Origin of the sequence: Streptosporangium becharense, from assembly GCF_014204985.1 — a bacterium.
Lineage (GTDB): Bacteria > Actinomycetota > Actinomycetes > Streptosporangiales > Streptosporangiaceae > Streptosporangium > Streptosporangium becharense.
Genome location: NZ_JACHMP010000001.1, coordinates 2,042,167 through 2,059,628 on the forward strand (window position 1 = coordinate 2,042,167; position 17,462 = coordinate 2,059,628).

14 protein-coding genes are annotated in these 17,462 nt (G+C 71.1%); 5 read left to right on the forward strand and 9 right to left on the reverse strand.

From position 1 onward, the window contains the following. Positions 1 to 25: 25 nt before the first annotated feature. Positions 26 to 1,237, reverse strand: coding sequence for a radical SAM family heme chaperone HemW (gene hemW, locus F4562_RS08760; protein ID WP_184542421.1), 1,212 nt, complete (start codon positions 1,235 to 1,237; stop codon positions 26 to 28). 174 nt (positions 1,238 to 1,411) lie between these two features. Here hemW and F4562_RS08765 point away from each other — a divergent pair, with 174 nt between their 5' ends. Next, positions 1,412 to 2,683 carry a glycoside hydrolase family 18 protein gene (locus F4562_RS08765; RefSeq protein WP_184542423.1) on the forward strand — a complete coding sequence of 424 codons (1,272 nt, stop codon included), beginning with the start codon at positions 1,412 to 1,414 and terminating at the stop codon, positions 2,681 to 2,683. Positions 2,684 to 2,751: 68 nt separating this feature from the next. Here F4562_RS08765 and lepA read toward each other — a convergent pair whose 3' ends face one another. Next, the gene (gene lepA / locus F4562_RS08770) at positions 2,752 to 4,590 is read right to left on the reverse strand and encodes a translation elongation factor 4 (protein WP_184542424.1); all 1,839 of its coding nucleotides are present in this window, start codon (positions 4,588 to 4,590) and stop codon (positions 2,752 to 2,754) included. A gap of 74 nt (positions 4,591 to 4,664) precedes the next feature. Here lepA and F4562_RS08775 point away from each other — a divergent pair, with 74 nt between their 5' ends. Together F4562_RS08775 and rpsT are read left to right on the forward strand one after the other, a co-directional pair. Further along, positions 4,665 to 5,666 carry a glycoside hydrolase family 18 protein gene (locus F4562_RS08775; protein ID WP_184542427.1) on the forward strand — a complete coding sequence of 334 codons (1,002 nt, stop codon included), beginning with the start codon at positions 4,665 to 4,667 and terminating at the stop codon, positions 5,664 to 5,666. A gap of 165 nt (positions 5,667 to 5,831) precedes the next feature. Beyond that, entirely contained in the window at positions 5,832 to 6,104 is a 273-nt protein-coding gene (gene rpsT, locus F4562_RS08780; RefSeq protein ID WP_184542429.1) for a 30S ribosomal protein S20, read from the forward strand. A gap of 399 nt (positions 6,105 to 6,503) precedes the next feature. Here the strand turns inward: rpsT and F4562_RS08785 are convergent, their stop codons facing one another. Then, entirely contained in the window at positions 6,504 to 7,016 is a 513-nt protein-coding gene (locus tag F4562_RS08785) for a MarR family winged helix-turn-helix transcriptional regulator (protein ID WP_184542431.1), read from the reverse strand. Between the two features lie 72 nt (positions 7,017 to 7,088). Between F4562_RS08785 and F4562_RS08790 the strand changes: the two genes are divergently transcribed. After that, complete coding sequence (locus tag F4562_RS08790) at positions 7,089 to 8,009, forward strand: EamA family transporter (RefSeq protein ID WP_184542433.1); 921 nt, start codon at positions 7,089 to 7,091, stop codon at positions 8,007 to 8,009. Positions 8,010 to 8,279: 270 nt separating this feature from the next. Here the strand turns inward: F4562_RS08790 and holA are convergent, their stop codons facing one another. Continuing rightward, complete coding sequence (gene holA / locus F4562_RS08795; protein ID WP_221207098.1) at positions 8,280 to 9,251, reverse strand: DNA polymerase III subunit delta; 972 nt, start codon at positions 9,249 to 9,251, stop codon at positions 8,280 to 8,282. A gap of 109 nt (positions 9,252 to 9,360) precedes the next feature. Between holA and F4562_RS08800 the strand changes: the two genes are divergently transcribed. Further along, positions 9,361 to 9,516, forward strand: a complete 156-nt coding sequence (locus tag F4562_RS08800; RefSeq protein WP_184542438.1) for a hypothetical protein — start codon at positions 9,361 to 9,363, stop codon at positions 9,514 to 9,516. A gap of 371 nt (positions 9,517 to 9,887) precedes the next feature. Here F4562_RS08800 and F4562_RS08805 read toward each other — a convergent pair whose 3' ends face one another. The 5 genes from F4562_RS08805 to hutI form a co-directional block, all read right to left on the reverse strand. Continuing rightward, positions 9,888 to 10,475 (reverse strand): nuclear transport factor 2 family protein, encoded by a 588-nt coding sequence (locus F4562_RS08805; RefSeq protein ID WP_184542440.1) that lies wholly within the window; start codon positions 10,473 to 10,475, stop codon positions 9,888 to 9,890. A 268-nt stretch (positions 10,476 to 10,743) separates the two neighbouring features. Beyond that, the gene (locus F4562_RS08810; protein ID WP_311734029.1) at positions 10,744 to 13,032 is read right to left on the reverse strand and encodes a ComEC/Rec2 family competence protein; all 2,289 of its coding nucleotides are present in this window, start codon (positions 13,030 to 13,032) and stop codon (positions 10,744 to 10,746) included. A gap of 233 nt (positions 13,033 to 13,265) precedes the next feature. After that, on the reverse strand, positions 13,266 to 14,009 hold the full coding sequence (locus F4562_RS08815; protein WP_184542444.1) for a ComEA family DNA-binding protein: 744 nt from the start codon (positions 14,007 to 14,009) through the stop codon (positions 13,266 to 13,268). 831 nt (positions 14,010 to 14,840) lie between these two features. Then, complete coding sequence (locus F4562_RS08820) at positions 14,841 to 15,746, reverse strand: DegV family protein (protein ID WP_184542446.1); 906 nt, start codon at positions 15,744 to 15,746, stop codon at positions 14,841 to 14,843. A gap of 171 nt (positions 15,747 to 15,917) precedes the next feature. Next, a complete protein-coding gene (hutI, locus tag F4562_RS08825; protein WP_184542448.1) occupies positions 15,918 to 17,126 on the reverse strand; it encodes an imidazolonepropionase in 1,209 nt (402 codons plus the stop codon). Positions 17,127 to 17,462: the final 336 nt, after the last annotated feature.

Genomic DNA, 17,462 nt, shown 5'->3' on the forward strand with positions numbered 1-17,462 from the left:
TCGGCCTCACGGGCGCCGGCGGGCGTCAGGTGAGGTCGCGGATCAGGGCGTCGGCCAGTAGCCGGCCGCGTAGCGTGAGCACCGCGCGGCCGTCCTTGAACGCCTCGGTCTCCAGCAGGCCGTCGGCCAGCGCGCGGGCGACCACCGGGGGCCGTTCGAGATCCCGCACCGGGAAGCCCCGGACGAGCCGCAGCTCCAGCATCAGCCGTTCCACCGCCCTGTCCTGCGGGGTCAGCACCTCACGCGCGTGCGCGGGCGAGACCCCGGCGGCCAGGCGCCGGGCGTACGCCGCGGGGTGCTTGACGTTCCACCAGCGGGTGCCGCCGACGTGGCTGTGGGCTCCGGGGCCGACCCCCCACCAGTCGCCACCGGTCCAGTAGAGCAGGTTGTGCCGGCAGCGCCCGGCCTCCGAGGTCGCCCAGTTCGAGACCTCGTACCACTCGAATCCCGCCTCGGCCAGCATCGCGTCGGCGATGAGATAGCGGTCGGCGGCCACGTCGTCGTCGGGCATGGCGAGCTCGCCCCGCCTGACCCTGGCCGCCAGCGCGGTGCCCTCCTCCACGATGAGCGAGTACGCCGACACGTGGTCGGGCCCCGCCTCGATCGCGGCGGACAGCGAGGCACGCCAGTCGTCGTCGCTCTCCCCCGGCGTGCTGTAGATCAGGTCGAGGTTGACGTGGTCGAACCCCGCGTCCCTGGCCTCCCGGACGGCCCGCGCCGGACGACCGGGAGTGTGCCGGCGGTCGAGCACCCGCAGCACGTGCTCGCGGGCACTCTGCATGCCGAAGCTCACCCGGTTGAACCCGCCGGCGCGCAGCTCGGCCAGGTAGGCGGGATCGACCGACTCGGGGTTGGCCTCGGTGGTCACCTCCGCCCCCGGGGCGAGCCCGAACTCCTCGCCGATCGCGTCCAGGATCCGGACCAGGTCCGCAGCGGGCAGCAGGGTCGGGGTGCCGCCGCCGAAGAACACGGTCTCGACCGGCAGGTCCGCCTCCCCGAGGTTGGCCCGCGCCCGCCGCACCTCGTCGATCGCGGTGTCCGCGTAGTCCTTCCGCGACGCGCCGGGTCCCAGCTCGGCGGCCGTGTAGGTGTTGAAATCGCAGTAGCCGCAGCGGGTCACGCAGAAGGGGACGTGGACGTAGAAGCCGAAGGGACGTCCGCCGAGCCCTTCGAGCGCGCTCGCCGGAAGCTCGCCCGAGGCCGGTACGGGGTCCCCGTCGGGAAGTGTGGATGGCACGTCCCCAAGTCTGCCGCTCTCGCGGTGATGCCCGGTACGCCGGGAGCCGGCGCTCGGGAGGCCGTCCGCCGGAACGTCGCGGACCGTTGACGCCCCGATCGGCCAGGTCTACGATCCGGGAAAACTTACAGGAAACTTTCCTATAAGTTGCTATCCCGAGCAGTGGAGAAGCCCGTGCAGAGACTCCTCCGTCATGTGATCGCGGTGACCCTCGCCACAGGTCTCGCGGCGCTGTCCGCCCCCGCCCCCGCCCAGGCCGCCTCCGGCCACGGCGACCGTTTCAAACGGGTCGCCTACTTCATCCAGTGGGGCGTCTACGCCCGCGACTACCACGTCAAGGACATGGACACCAGCGGCGCCGCCGGCAAGGTCACCCACATCAACTACGCCTTCGGCTTCGTGGACGCCGCGGGCGACTGCGTCTCCGCCGACGCGTGGGCCGACTGGCAGCGCCCGGTGCCCGCCGAGCAGAGCGTCGACGGCGTCGCGGACGCCGAGGGACAGGCGCTGAACGGCAACCTGAACCAGCTGAGAAAGCTCAAGGCCAAGCACCCCGGACTCAAGGTGCTGATCTCGCTCGGCGGCTGGACCGGCTCGAAGTACTTCTCCGACGCGGTGCTCACCCCCGAGGGACGTGCCAGGCTGGCCACCTCCTGCATCGACCTGTGGCTTCGGGGCAACCTGCCCGGCACCGCACCCGGCACCGGCGCGGGCGTCTTCGACGGCATCGACCTCGACTGGGAATGGCCGGGCTCGGCCGGCGCCGAGGGCAACGTCATCCGGCCCGAGGACAAGCGCAACTTCACCCTGTTCGTCACCGAACTGCGCCGTCAGATGAACGAGTTCGACCGGCGCACCGAACTGACCGCCTTCCTGCCGGCCGCGGCGGCGAAGATCGACGCGGGCTTCGAGGTCCGCGACGTGTTCAGGCAGCTCACCTTCGCCACCATCCAGGGCTACGACCTGCACGGTACGTGGGAGACCGTCACCGGCCACAACGGCAACCTGTTCACCGACCGGCACGACCCCAACCCGGTGAAGTACAGCGTGGACCAGACCGTCCGCGACTACCTGGCACGCGGCGCCCCGGCCAGGAAGCTCGTGGTCGGCGTCCCGGCGTACGGGCAGGGCTGGACCGGTGTCACCGGCGGCAGGAACGGCCTGTACGGAACCGCCACCGGTCCCGCGCCGGGCACCCACGCCCCCGGCAGCGAAGACTACGAGGTCCTCGCGAAGAAGCCCGGCAAGCGCTACCGCGACCTGCGCACCGGCTCCCTCTGGCTCTACGACGGCAACGAGTTCTGGTCCTACGACGACCCGGCCTCGCTGGTCCAGAAGGCCGCGTACATCCGGCTGAAGGGGCTCGGCGGCTCCATGCTGTGGTCCGTCGACCAGGACGACGCCAAAGCCTCGCTCACCTCGGCGCTCTACGGCGTCCTGCGCTGAGCCGACCGCTCACACCGCGGGGCCGCGGATCCCGGATCCGCGGCCCCGCACGCACGTTCGCGCGCCGGCTACTTCTTGGCCTTGTCGGCGGAGGACTCGGTGGACAGCGCCGCGACGAACGCCTCCTGCGGCACCTCGACACGGCCGACCATCTTCATCCGCTTCTTGCCCTCCTTCTGCTTCTCCAGCAGCTTGCGCTTACGGGAGATGTCACCGCCGTAGCACTTGGCGAGGACGTCCTTGCGGATGGCGCGGATGTTCTCCCGGGCGATGACCCGGGCGCCGATGGCGGCCTGGATCGGCACCTCGAACTGCTGCCTCGGGATGAGCTCGCGCAGCTTCTTGGCCATCTCGACGCCGTAGGCGTACGCCTTGTCCTTGTGGACGATGGCGCTGAAGGCGTCGACGGCCTCGCCCTGGAGCAGGATGTCGACCTTGACCAGCTCGGACTCCTGCTCGCCGAAGGGCTCGTAGTCGAGCGAGGCGTAGCCCCGGGTGCGGGACTTGAGCTGGTCGAAGAAGTCGAAGATGATCTCGCCGAGCGGCATGGTGTAGCGGATCTCGACGCGGTCCTCGGACAGGTAGTCCATGCCCTGGAGGTTGCCGCGGCGGTTCTGGCAGAGCTCCATGATCGCCCCGATGAACTCGGACGGGACCAGCACGGTCGACTTCACCACCGGCTCGAAGACCTTGTCCACCTTGCCGGTGGGGAACTCCGACGGGTTGGTGACCGTGACCTCCTTGCCGTCCTCCATGATCACCCGGTAGACCACGTTGGGCGCGGTGGAGATGAGCGAGAGGTTGAACTCCCGCTCCAGGCGCTCACGCACGATCTCCATGTGGAGCAGGCCGAGGAAGCCGCAGCGGAAGCCGAAGCCCAGCGCCGCGGAGGTCTCCGGCTCGTAGACCAGGGCGGCGTCGTTGAGCTGGAGCTTGTCCAGGGCCTCGCGGAGCTCGGGGTAGTCGTCGCCGTCGATCGGGTAGAGGCCGGAGAAGACCATCGGCTTGGGGTGCTCGTAGCCGCCGAGGGCCTCTGCCGCCGGTCGCGCGACGGAGGTCACCGTGTCGCCGACCCGCGACTGGCGGACGTCCTTCACGCCGGTGATCAGGTAACCCACCTCGCCGACGCCCAGCCCCCTGTCGGCGATCTTCGGCTCCGGCGAGATGACGCCGATCTCCAGCGTCTCGTGGGCCGCGGTGGTGGACATCATCAGGATGCGCTCGCGCCTGCCCAGGTGGCCGTCGACGACCCGGACGTAGGTGATCACACCGCGGTAGGTGTCGTACACCGAGTCGAAGATCAGCGCGCGGGCGGGCGCCTCGGCGTCGCCGACCGGCGCTGGGACGCTGGCGACCACGTGGTCCAGCAGCTCGCGGACGCCCACACCGGTCTTGCCGGAGACCTTCAGCACGTCCTCCGGCTCGCAGCCGATGAGGTGCGCGATCTCCGCGGCGTACTTCTCCGGCTGGGCCGCGGGAAGGTCGATCTTGTTGAGGACCGGAATGATCGTCATGTCGGCGTTCATGGCCAGGTAGAGGTTGGCCAGGGTCTGCGCCTCGATGCCCTGCGCGGCGTCGACGAGCAGGATCGCACCCTCGCACGCCTGCAGCGACCGGGAGACCTCGTAGGTGAAGTCGACGTGGCCGGGCGTGTCGATCATGTTGAGGACGTACTCGGTGTCGCCGACCTTCCACGGCAGCCGGACCGCCTGCGACTTGATGGTGATGCCGCGCTCGCGCTCGATGTCCATCCGGTCGAGATACTGGGCACGCATGGAGCGGTCGTCGACCACACCGGTGATCTGCAACATGCGGTCGGCGAGGGTCGACTTTCCGTGGTCGATATGCGCGATGATGCAGAAGTTGCGGATCACCGCGGGATCGGTCTGGCCAGGCTGAATGCGCACCGGTGTCCGTTTCGACGGGATGAATGACGATCTATGGCTGGCATACCAGCCGTCTTCCATGGTGACATGTCCAGGTGATTGCCCGGACCAGAGCACGACGTGGCCTGCGTTTTCTCGCGATGGTGGCGGCCCTGCTCATCGCCCTTCCCGGAGTGGCCGTGGCCACCCTCACCCTGCAGTTTACCGGGACACCGGCTTCCTGGGCGAAGACCACCGGTCACGACGCCCTGTGGCTCGGCCACGCGTGGGTGGACGGCCGCCGCACCGAGAAGGACGTACGGAAACTCGCGGAGCGACTCCGCAAGACGGGCGTCAGGGACGTGTACCTCCATTCGGGCCCGTTCGACTCCGACGGGGCACTGCCGGCCGCCAATCATCCGAAGGCGGCCGACTTCCTGAAGTGGTGGCGCGCGGAGCTGCCCGAGGTGAGGGTGTCGGCCTGGCTCGGGCAGAAGGTCGACGGGGTCCTGGACCTCGACGACCCGGCCTCCCGGCAGCGGGTGCTGGACGGCGCCCGCGCGATCATGGCGCTCGGCTTCGACGGCGTCCACTACAACTTCGAGCCGATCGGCGACGGCGACACCGACTTCCTCGACCTGCTGGCGAAGACCCGCGCGGTCGTGGGCGACGGCCTGCTGTCCACCTCCACCCCGCAGATCGAGCCGTTCCCGCTCACCCGCCCCGTCGCCCGCGCCGTCATCGGTCACGACAAGTACTGGTCGCCCGACTACTTCCGCCAGGTGGCGAGCCTGACCGACCAGGTGGCGATCATGACCTACGACTCCTACCTGCCGTTCCCCGCCATGTACGGCGGCTACGTCGTGCGGCAGGGCACGCTCGCGCTCGATCTCGTCCCCGAGCAGAAGACGCTGCTCATCGGCGCCCCGGCCTATCACGACCACGACGTCGGATGGGGGGACGAGGCGGAGAGCGTCAAGGACGCGGCCCGCGGCGCCAGGCTGGCGCTGACCGCGTACGGAAGGCAGCGCGAGCGGTTCGGCCTGGCGCTCTACGTCGACTTCGCGGCCACCGAGGAGGACTGGGACGAGTATCGGGAATTCTGGTTCAAGCCATGAATACGGCTCACGTCACAGGGAGCGCAGGGTACAGTTGTCGAGCATCCCTCTGCGCGGCTCGTCGATTTGAGCGACGACTCGGGCAGTTGGTAGCCTAGTCAACTGCGTGTGGCGCGCCCTCTCTGCCCGCGCGCCCCATCCGACGACATTCACCGAGGCTTCTTCGTGGCGAACATCAAGTCCCAGATCAAGCGCAACCGGCAGAACGAGAAGGCCCGGCTGCGTAACAAGGCTGTCAAGTCCTCCCTCAAGACGGCCATCCGCAAGTTCCGCGAGGCCGCCGAGCAGGGCAACGTCGACGAGGCCCTGGTGCTCCAGCGCGCCGCCGCCCGCCAGCTCGACAAGGCCGCCAGCAAGGGCGTCATCCACAAGAACCAGGCCGCCAACCGCAAGTCGGCGATCGCCCAGCGCGTGGCCGCCCTGTCGGTCGCCAAGTAGTCCGGGTTCTGCGGACGCCGCACCCTCTGAGGGTGCGGCGTTCTTGCTTTTCCCAGGCGTTTTCCCCGCCTGCTTCGCCCGCCCGCCTTGCCCGACAGCCACCACTCCGGTCGCTCCAGCCGCCGACCACTCCGGTTACCGGTCGACCACCCCGGCCGCTCTGCCCGACAGCCGCCACCCCGCTTGCCGGTCGGCCACTCCGGTTGCCGGTCGGCCACCCCGGCGGCCTTGTCCGTCGGAGTGGCCGCTTCGCCCGCCGCTCATTCCGGCAGTCTTGCCCGTCGGAGTGGCCGCTTCGTCTGCCGCTCATTCCGGCAGTCTTGCCCGTCGGCTACTCCGCCTGCTTTCCCCGCCGCTCGCTCCGGCGTCCTTCCGCGGGGATACCACGCCGGCAGGTCCTCACCGGGCCGCGCCGCCCCGAGGCCGCTCAAGCTCTCCGAGCACGTCCCTGAGCAAGCCGGCCAGGAGTTCCCGCCTCTCCGGCGAGAGCACCGCCAGCGTCTCATGCTGTGGACCCAGCCCTGCGGCCACGGCCTCGTCGATGAGCCGCAGCCCCTCGGAGGTCAGGCTGACGCGCAACGCTCGGCGATCATCGGGATCGGGGCTGCGGGCGATCAGCCCCGCCCGTTCCAGCCGGTCCAGCCGCCCTGTCATACCGCCTGAGGTCAGCATGAGCGTGGCGGTCATCGCGCCCGGGGACAGCGTGTACGGCTCACCGGCTCGGCGGAGTGTGGCGAGGACGTCGAACTCGCCACGGCCGATGCCGTAGGACCCGTAGACCGCCTCCATCCGGTCGCCCATGAGACGGGCTATGCGGTAGATCCGCCCGAAGATCCCCATCGGGGATGGCTCCAGATCCGGTCGTTCCCGCTGCCACTGCTGCACGATCCGGTCGACCGGGTCCTCCGTCATGCCCACACTATAGCTTGACGCTAAATATCTCGATGGTAAGTTACTTTGTGTTGAGCTATTGAAGGAGCCCTCATGTCCACCCCGCGCCTCGTGGCCGTCACCGCCCTGGCCCCGGCGGTGTGGGGCACTACCTATGCCGTGACCACGGAGTTCCTGCCTCCCGGCCGTCCACTGTTCACCGCCCTGGTCCGGGCGCTACCGGCCGGGCTGCTTCTGGTCGCGGTGACCCGGACGCTCCCCGGGGGCGGCTGGTGGTGGCGGGCCGCCGTACTGGGGACGCTGAACATCGGCATGTTCTTCCCCCTGCTCTTCCTGTCCGCCTACCGGCTACCCGGCGGCGTCGCCGCGGTGCTCGGCGCCCTCCAGCCGCTCATCGTCGCCGCGCTCACCCGCGCCGCGCTCCGTGAGAACGTCCCTGTTCATCGTGTGCTGGCCGGGATCGCAGCCACGGCCGGCGTCTGCCTCGTGGTGCTCAGAGCCGACGCCGCCCTCGACGCCGTCGGCGTCGCCGCGGGTCTTCTCGGTGCGGCCGGCATGGCCGCAGGACTCGTCCTCACCCGCATGTGGGGCAAGCCCGACGGGGTGAGCGACCTGGCCCTCACCGGCTGGCAGCTCACCGCGGGTGGTCTGCTGATCGCCCCGCTGACCTTCGTCGTCGAGGGCATGCCGTCCACGCTGGACGGAGCCGCCGTCGGCGGTTACCTGTGGCTGGGACTCGTCGGCACGGCCGTCGCCTACACCCTGTGGTTCCGCGGCGTCGCCCGGCTGCCCGCCCTCCGGGTCTCCCTGCTCGGGGCCCTCAGCCCGCTCACCGCGGCGCTGCTCGGCTGGCTGGCCCTCGGGCAGGCGCTCAGCCCGCTCCAGCTCACCGGGTTCGCCCTGGCGCTCACCGCGACCGTTCTCGGCCAGCTTCCGGCGCCGCCGGTGCTCAGGCCCCGCACGCGTCCGGTCCGCCCGGACGATCGACGCCCGGAGATCTCCCGTCGGACATGAGACGACGCGGAGCCGATGACTCCGGGATCCGGCGTGTCACCCCGCATGGCGGCGGACCACACCATGCCATGAGATGAACGAGCATGGCGGCGGATCACGCCATGCCATGGGATGACCACGCGCGGAGCCATGACCTGCGTGCGGGGCGTGGGCACGACGCCGGTCGAGCGCACTCCCGGTGCGACCGCCAGGCCCCTACGACCTAACTCCCGGTGCGACCGCCAAGCCCCTACGACCTAACTCCCGGTGCGACCGCCAAGCCCCTACGACCTAACTTCCGGTGCGGTTCGCGACCACGGTCTGGATCATGTGCTCCAGCGCGTAGGCGGGGTCGGCGCCGCCGCCCTTCACCTGCTGGTCGGCGGTCGCGGCGGCCTGGAGCGCGCGGGCCAGCCCCTCCGGCCCCCAGCCGTTCAGCTGCCGCCGGACACGCTCGATCTTCCAGGGCGGCATGCCCAGATGACTTGCGAGCTGGGCGCCCCGCAGGTTACGCGGCGCGCCGCCCACCTTCGCCAGCGAACGCAGGCCCCCGGCGACCGCGCTCACCAGCAGGACGGGTGCCGTTCCGGTGGCGAGGGCCCAGCGCAACTGCTCCAGGGCATCACCGAGGCGCCCTTCCACGGCCGAGTCTGCCACGGTGAAACCACTGACCTCGGCCCGGCCCCGGTGGTATCGGGCGACGGCGGCCTCGTCGATGGCCTTGCCCGGAGTGTCGAAGGCAAGCTGGCTACAGGCTGCTGCGAGCTCCCGCAGGTCGTTTCCCACCGCGTCGAGGAGCGCCTCGGCGGCCTCGGCCCCGATGGTGCGCCCGGCCCGCCTCAGCTCAGCCTTGATGAAGGCGAGCCGCTCGGCCGGCTTGGTCAGCTTGGCCACGGGGACGACGCGCGCACCGGCCTTCTTCACCCCGTCGACGAGGGCCTTGCCCTTGACCCCTCCGGGATGGACGAGGACCAGGACGGTCTCCTCGGCCGGACGCGCCGAGTATGAGACGACCTCGGCGATGACGTCCTTTCCGAGGTCCTGGGCCGAACGGATGACCACCACCGACCTGTCGCCGAACAGCGAGGGCGACGTCATCCGGGTCAGCTCTCCCGCCTCCACCTTGGCTCCCGGCAGGTCGTGCACCTCGGCAGCAGGATCGGCGGCCTTGACCACGGCGACCACCTCACTCACCGCGCGGTCGGCCAGCAGCTCCTCGTCACCGAGGATCAGGGTCACGGGTGCCAGGTCGGTTGCCGCCATGTCGAGCAGCATGCCACGTCTCGGCGGCAGGGGCCCAACCGTCAAGCCGTTCGCAATCCGATTGCAGGTGCGGCGGGGCACCCTTTCCTCAGTAGAGGAGGTATCAAGAATGACGAAGTCCGTGATCTGCCGCCACGCCTGTCCCCGCTGCGGGACGTCTCTTGACGAGGGCCCGATCGTGTACCGCTGCGCGCGCTGCAGCCGTTCGGTCTACGCCGCCGACGTGGACACCGAGTTCCGCCGTCCGGCCACGACCGGAGTCTGAGTCCCGCCGCCCCGGCATCCGGGGATCACGGCACACGACGACATCGCACCGCGCCGGTGCCCCGCGACACCGGCGCCGCATGACCACACCTGCGGTGAAGATCACACCACCCACACCGCAGACATCAGCCCCGCGAGCATCCACCACGCCCCATCGGCACCTCGGCACCGGCCCCCGAAGCAGCACCGGCGCCGCATGACCACACCTGTGGCACAGGCCACGTCCGCGGCACATGGCCGCATCCGTGGCGCACGACATCGGCGTCCGGTTACGGTCTCGGCGTCCCGCTACGGTCCATGTCACCGGCGCTCGCGCGACGCAGGCCGGCCCCTTCGCTCATGTGGCGATGAGGCCCACCCCGCGGTCCTTGTTCAGGCTTCTTGTGGCGCCGCGTTCCAGACGTGGGCCCAGCCTCCCTGCACCATGGTCTGGAAGACCCACCGGCCACCGGATTTCACGAGCAGGTCGGCGTAACGCATGTCGTACGTCTGACCGTTCATCGTCACCGTGGCGTCCGTGACGACGACGACCAGATTCCCGGTCAGGAAGTGCGGTGTACGCGTCGACGTCATCTCCATTCCACCGGTCTCACCGCCACCGGTTTCGCTCTCCCTGGTCTCACCACCGCCGGTTTCGCCGCCCCCGGTCTCACCCCTGCCGGTTTCGCCGCCCCCGGTCTCACCCCTGCCGGTTTCGCCGTCGCCGGTCTCAGCGCCGCCCATAGCCTGCGCCATCGTGCGCATGAACTGCTCACGCGTCCACTGCGCGGCCAGACCGTCTCCTCCGGGGCTGTCCGTCACCACGTTGAGCGGAAACATCGCCATGTCGGCCATGCGCTCGACGTCGACCTTCGCACTGTGGGCGTCGTATTCGGCGAACCACGCCTCGACGCTCGCCAGATCCTCCGCGGTGGGGGTGAAAGAACCGCTGCCGAACGGGGACCCCTGCGTTTCCGTCATTCTTCGCTCCTTCGTGGACGACATCTCGCCGATGCACCTGCCGTCAGGCCGATCACGTCTGTGAGATCAGACGCATTGCACGTACTAGCTACCGTACGACGTACGGTAAGTATGCCACAGGACGGGAGCACTACGCCCCGGCCATCGTGGCACCGGGATCTGACCTCGGTGAGCCCGTCATCGGCACCCCGTCCGCCGTCCCCCCCGTCACCACCGTCCGCTTCGCTCCCCTTCGCCCATATCCATCCGTCACTTGACCTCGGCGGTCTCACTTCGAGCCTCGGCGGCCTCGGGAGACGACCGCCAGCGATCCGGCATGAGCCACCACCGCGAGATCGCCTGACAGGTCCGTCCGGTGGACGCGGACACCGAGCCGGTGAAGCAGGGCCAGAGTCGAGGAGGCGGGATGGCCGTACCCGTTGTCGGCGCCCACGCTGATCAGCGCCGCGCGGGCGCCGACCGCGGCGAAGAAAGCTGGATCATGCCGCCCGGAGCCGTGATGGGGCACCTTGAGGATCGCAGCGGGCGGCAGCCCGCGTCGGACCAACTCCTCCTGGGCCTCGGTCTCGATGTCACCGCTGAGCAGCGCGGCTCCGGCCGCCCACCTCGCGTACACCACGACACTGGCGTTGTTGGCGGCCGACCCCTCCCCCGCCCCCGGCGGGGACGCCTCGGGCCCCGGAGCGATGATCGTGAGCTCGGAGGGACCGAACCGCCAGCTCGTACCGGGGCGTGCCGCCCACGCGACGACGCGGCGGCGGGTGAGGTCCGCGTTCAACGCCGCGTTCTCCCGCCCATCGGCGCCATGCGGGGTCACCACCACCGCCCCCACCCGGCGCCTCCGGAAGACCCCGGCGAGCCCTCCGACGTGATCGAGATGCGGATGGGTGAGAACGATCAGCGGCACCTCCTCGATCCCCGTGGAGCGCAGGCACCGGTCCATGAGCACCGGGTCGGGCCCGGTGTCCACCACCACGGCCCGCCGGGGGCCGGCGGCGACCAGCAAGGCGTCTCCCTGACCGACGTCGCACGCCACCAGCAGCCATCCGGGAGGCGGCCAGCGGACCACGAGAGGCACGGCCACCGTCGCGGCGGCGACGGCGCCGGCGAGGAGGGCCAGGGTGATCCGGCGTGACCACCTGTGCCGCAGCACGAGCAGCGCAACCGGGAACGCGGCGACCAGCAGCACGAGGCCGGTGACGCCGCCCGGCCAGGGAAGGGTGCCGAGCGAGAACCGGGCGGCGTACTCGGCGACCGTGACGATCCATCCGGTGGCCAGCCCTGCTGGGCGGACCAGCGACTCGGCGAGCCCCATGTGCAGGGGCGCGACCAGTGCCGCCGCGAATCCGAGCAGGGTGGCGGGTGCGACCGCCGGACCGGCCAGCAGGTTGGCCGGGACCGCCACCGGTGCCAGCTGTCCTGACATGAGGACCAGAACCGGGGTGACGGTTCCCTGCGCCGCCGCCGCGACGGCGATCGCCTCGGCCAGCCATCGCGGCATGCGGGCCGAGAGCCGGTCGCGCCAGCGAGGGGCGAGAACCAGGATTCCCGCCGTCGCGAACATCGACAGGGCGAATGCGTACGACCGGGCGAGGCCGGGGACGAAGAGGATCAACCCCAGGACCGTCACCGACAGGGCCGCGACACCGTCACGCCGACGGCCTGTGCCGAGCGCGACGGCGGCGACACCGCCCATCAGGAGTGCCCTGAGCACACTGGGCGAGGGACGCGCGACGACCGCGAAGGCCACCATGGCGGCGACGGCCAGCACCGCGCGCGCCGCGAGAGGCAGCCCTGCCGCCCTGCCCAGCGCGACCGCAGCCCCGGCCACTATCGCCAGGTTCGCGCCGGAGACCGCGAGCAGGTGAGTGAGCCCGGCGTCCTTGAAATCGGCTTTGACCTGATCGTCCATACGGGACACGTCTCCGACCACCAGGCCGGGAAGCAGCCCGCGCTGTGCCGGCGGCAGCACCCCGGCGGCCTCTCTCAGCCCGGACCTGAGAGCCTCGGCCGCGCGTTGTTCCCACGAGGGCCCGCTCAGGACCCTCGGGGCGCCCCGGACGAGCACCACCCCGGCGACCAGTTCTCCGGGGTCGGCCGGAGCGAAGCGCCCGCTGACCGCGATCCGCTGGCTGGGGAGCAAGGGGCGCCATTCCCCTCCGGAGACGAACAGCACAACCGGGACGCGGAGCGTCACCCGGCCCGCCGGTGTCTCGACGGACTCGACCCGTGCGGGGACCACGAAGCTCTCCCGGCGTATCGGCCCGCTCTTCCTCGTCACCTCCCGGGGGTCGTCGGTCACCACGACCTCGGCCATGGCGGAGGCCCGTCTCTCCGCGAGTTCGGACACCGGCCCGGTGGTGACGGCGTAAACCCGGAAGGCCACCGACCCCGCGACCGCCGCCGCGCACACCAGCACCGCGAGCACCATGGTGCGAAGGCCCTTCATCCTGGTGGCCGGCACCGTGACGGCCACGGCCAGCGCACCCCCGGCCATGACCGCCGCGGCGGCGGCTCCAGCACCGGCCGGGCAACCGAGCAGCACGAGGGCGGTCACCCATGAGACGGCGGCCGGTGGCACCAGATGAAGGGCGTGCGCGGTTCCGCCCTTTCCTGCGGTTCCACCTCCTACGCCGCCGCCCTCCGGCCCGGGGCCGTCTCCCCCTGTGGCCCCGCCCCTTTTCACGGCAGCGCTTTCGCCCGGTGTTCCGGACACCTGGGCCCCTGTCATAGCGGCCTGTAGGGCACGCCTTACATATCCGGATGTCCGTTCCCGGATGGGAGGGCACCTCATACGCGGACCTTCTCCCGCATCTCGGCATACTTGCGATCACCTATGCCGCTGACGTCGCGAAGCTGATCCACCGTTCGGAAACCGCCGTGGGCCTCGCGGTATTCGGCGATACGGCGGGCGAGCACCTCGCCGACCCCGGGTAACCGCTCCAACTGCTCCACAGTGGCGGTGTTCAGGTCGATGACCCCGGCGGGGTCCGTAGGGACGGATGCCCCGGTGAGGCCGGGGTCGAGGGGGCCGGGAGCACCCTGAAGACCGGAGGCCCCGCCGCCCCCGGGGGCTCCGACGACGATCTGCTCACCGTCGACGAGCCTGCGCGCCAGGTTGAGGGATGCCGCGGCGGCCCTGCCGCGGAGCCCTCCGGCCTTCCGAACCGCGTCGGCCACCCGGGACCCGCCGGGCAACGTGATCACCCCGGGGCGGCGGACCTTGCCGGTGACGTGAACGGTCAGCTCGGCGGCGGACGAAGGGTGGGCTCCCGGCGTGGTGAGCGGCGCCGGAAGCGGTGGCCCGGAGAGCGGCGCGGGCGGGGTCAGGGGCTCGGGCTGCGGTTGGGCCCACCAGGCGTAGGCCCCTCCGGCGACGATGGCGACGACCGCGACGATCATGAGGATGCGCAGCCCGGGGCGGCCGGGTACGAGCGCACCATCGTGGTCGGCCATGACCGCGCGCAGCCCGCCCTGGCCGGTCACGACCCCGCGAAGCTTCTCGAACGACGGGGGCATCGGCGTGGAACGCATGCCCGCGGCCGGCCAGGGGGCCTCCCGCAAGCCGTCCGGCCACATGACGGGAGACGGGCCCGTCGAATTTTCTTCCCGGTCCGGGCTGGATCCGGTATCGCGGACGCTTGGCCGGTGGTCGCGGGGCTCGAACCCCGGCCCGGCCGGACGGACGACGTGAAGCGGGGGCAGCGTGCCGTCTGGCCGGATGCCGCCGGGGCGGCTCAGGCGAGCGGCCCCCGAACCGGCACCACGGCCGGAGTCGGAACCGTAGCCGGGACCGGAGCCGGAGCCGGGACCAGGGCCGGTCTCAGAACCGGGACCGGGACGGACGGTGTCATCCCCCGTCGGATCAGCCGGGAACTCCAGCGGATCGGCCGGGGAAGGATGCGCCGGAAGACGCGGGGACGACATGACGGAGAAACGGTCGTGCCCCATGAGGATCCGGAGCCGCGACTCGGCTCGTAACCGCTCAGTGGTCTGGCCTGTGGTCCGCACCCCCAGGACGTTAGGTCTCCATCATCGGGCAGCTCTGCCCCGAACCCGGTTCTGGGGATAACACGCCGGCCCGTGGCGCGGCTGTGGACAACCGGGCCGGCGAGAAGGAGCGCACAGGAGGAGGACGGGCTCCCGGGAAGGAGAACGGACCGCGTGGGAGAGGGACGGGCTCCCCGGAAGGACGGACTTCCCGGAAGGACGGGCCCTCGGAAAGGCGGGCTCCCCGCAAGGACGGGCTCCCCGCGAGGAGACGGGGCCGCACCGGAGAAGCACGGGCTCCGGGAGAGAGGGGCGGCGGGGTAAGGGAAACGGGCTCCGCCGGAGACGGCCTCGCGCAGCCGGGAGCCCCGGACGTCAGAAGGTCGCCGGCGAGACGGTCAACCCCAGCATGCCGGGACCGGTGTGCGCACCGACGACCGCGCCGACCTCGACGACCGTGACCCGGGTGAGGCCGGGAATGCGCCGGGGAAGCCGCGCGGCCAGGGCTTCGGCACGGGCCTCGGCCCTGAGATGCTGGACGGCCACCCGCACCGGGGCGGCGCCCGCGGCCTCGGCCGTGAGATCCTCCAGCCGGGCGATGGCACGCCCGGCCGTGCGGACCTTCTCCAGGGGGACGACCACACCGCCGGAGATGTGCAGAAGCGGTTTCATCATCAGGGCGGACCCGAGGAGGGTCGCCGCCGCGCCGATGCGGCCTCCCCTGCGCAAGTACTCCAGGGTGTCCACGTAGAAGAAGCTCCGGACCGACTCCATGCACCGGCGGGCGGCGTCGGCGACCTCGGTCCGGGTCGCCCCCGCGGCGGCGGCCTCCGCGGCGGCGAGGACGGGGAAACCGAGCCCCATGGCGATCGATCTGCTGTCGACGACCTCGACCGGTACGGGAGAGTCCGCGGCCCCGATGCGGGCGGCCTCCACCGTGCCGGACATCTCCGCCGACAGGTGAACGGAGACGACGCCGGTCGCGCCCCGGGCCGCCGCCTCGGCGTAGGCGTCGGCGAAACGCCGGGGTGCGGGCCTGGAGGTGGTCACCGGTCCGCGCTCCCCGAGCGCCTCCATCACGCCCCTGCCGTCGGCCCGACTGCCACCCCGGCTCCGCGCGGCACTGTCACCTCGGGCGACACCGTCAAGCGGCACGACGTCGTCGAACGGCCTGCCGCCCACGATCACCTGGAGCGGCACCACGACGATCCCGAGGCGGGAAACCTCCTCCTGTGGCAGGTAAGCGGTGGAATCCGTGACAACAGTGACCGACGGGGACATGTCCAGAGGTTATCCAGCCGGGATCACCCCGGGAAGGGCCCGGCGACCGGCTCATCCCGGCGACGCCGGGCGACGGGCGGTCCCGTCCGCTCCCGCGCCGGCCGACGCCGGGAGCGCCAGGCCACGCGGAATCCCGGCCGGGTTGCCGAGTCGCCCGCGATCCCGGCCGGGTTATTGAACGGGGGTGCCGCCGCGCCAGACGCGGCGCGGCTTGAGACCGAAGGCCCAGGCGAAGGCGCCTTCGTGGTCGGCGTCCCACTGGACGATGTCGGCCAGCCGGCCGGGGGTCAGCACGCCCCGGTCGGGCACGCCCAGGACGGTGGCGCCGCCGAGGGTCGCCGCCCGCAGGGCGTCGCCGACGCTCATCCCGAAGGCCGCCACGGCGAGGCTGATCACCAGTGACATCGAGGTGATCCCGCAGTGGCCGGGGTTGTGGTCGCTGCCGAGTGCGACGGTGACACCCTGGGCGAGCATCCGGCGGACCGGGGGCAGGCTGCCGCGCTGGAGTGCGGTCCCCGGGCAGACCACGGCGGGCACCCCGTAGCGGGCCAGGACGGCGATGTCCTCGTCGGTGGTGTGGTGGAGCAGGTCCGCCGAGGCGCACCCGAGCTCGGCGGCGAGCTGGACGGCGCCGCGACGGCTGTAGGCGCCGGCGTGGACGCGGGGCAGCAGGCCGACGCTACGCCCGGAGGCGAGGACCCAGTGGGCCTCCTCGGCGGTGAAGTGACCCTCGTCGCAGTAGACGTCGACGCTGTCGGCGCCGGCCGCGGCGGCGTCGGCGCACCAGGCGCCCACCGCCTCGACGTAGTCGCGCTGGCGGCCGAAGTATTCCGGCGGGACGACGTGCGCGGCCATGAAGGTCACGTGCACCCGCGGCATCATCGGCTCCTTCTCCAGCTCGCGCAGGAGCCGCACGTCGGCCAGCTCCCCGTCGCGGGTCAGGTGGTAGCCGGTCTTGGCCTCGACCGTGGTGGTGCCGTTGAGCAGCCAGGCGCGCAGCCGCTCGCGGACGCCGTTGCAGAGCGTCCACGGGTCGGTCCCGCGGGTCACCGTGACGGTGGACCCGATGCCGCCGCCCGCCGCGGTGATCGCGGACGGGGTGGAGCCGCCGGATCGCATCGCCATCTCGGCGTAGCGGTTGCCGGCGTAGACGGGGTGGGTGTGGGCGTCGATGAGGCCGGGGGTGACCAGCGCACCGCCCAGGTTCTCCACATGGTCGACGTCGACGATGTCGTCCACGACGCCGGGAACGCTCTGGGGCAGGTCCGCGGCGCGGCCGACCCAGGCGATCCGGTCGTTGTGGACGAGGATCGCCGCGTTACTGAATACGTCGTTTCCAGTCCAGAGCCGGCCGATGTTGGTCAGAAGGCGGACCGTCACCGCATCACCGCCTTGTGCGCAGGGGAAGACGCTCGGGAAGGGACCATGCCCGGATGGAGCCGGCGGACCCAGACGCTGCCGGGCACCGCACCCGTCAGGCCCGTTCTGAATCCGGACGGCATCGGGGGTCTCCTGCTCTCATCCGCGTATCTGTGTGCGGCGACAGTATCGCCAGGATCATGATCGGGCGATTTCAGTTCAGTTACGTTATTTCACAAGCGAGCCGGTTGTACAGGCTAATTGAGAAGAACGCCGCCCGACCACGACCACGCCCCACCCGTCGGCCTGGCGGCCATATCCGAGACCACGTGCCTTTTCGCAGCTCAAGCCCCTTTT

What these genes read in the sequence shown, in the direction of transcription:
- F4562_RS08785 (WP_184542431.1), bottom strand. Translation starts at nt 7,016, where the DNA reads ATGACGGAGGACCCGGTCGACCGGATCGTGCAGCAGTGGCAGCGGGAA.
- F4562_RS08790 (WP_184542433.1), top strand. Translation starts at nt 7,089, where the DNA reads ATGTCCACCCCGCGCCTCGTGGCCGTCACCGCCCTGGCCCCGGCGGTG.
- holA (WP_221207098.1), bottom strand. Translation starts at nt 9,251, where the DNA reads ATGGCGGCAACCGACCTGGCACCCGTGACCCTGATCCTCGGTGACGAG.
- F4562_RS08800 (WP_184542438.1), top strand. Translation starts at nt 9,361, where the DNA reads ATGACGAAGTCCGTGATCTGCCGCCACGCCTGTCCCCGCTGCGGGACG.
- F4562_RS08805 (WP_184542440.1), bottom strand. Translation starts at nt 10,475, where the DNA reads ATGACGGAAACGCAGGGGTCCCCGTTCGGCAGCGGTTCTTTCACCCCC.
- F4562_RS08815 (WP_184542444.1), bottom strand. Translation starts at nt 14,009, where the DNA reads ATGCGTTCCACGCCGATGCCCCCGTCGTTCGAGAAGCTTCGCGGGGTC.
- F4562_RS08820 (WP_184542446.1), bottom strand. Translation starts at nt 15,746, where the DNA reads ATGTCCCCGTCGGTCACTGTTGTCACGGATTCCACCGCTTACCTGCCA.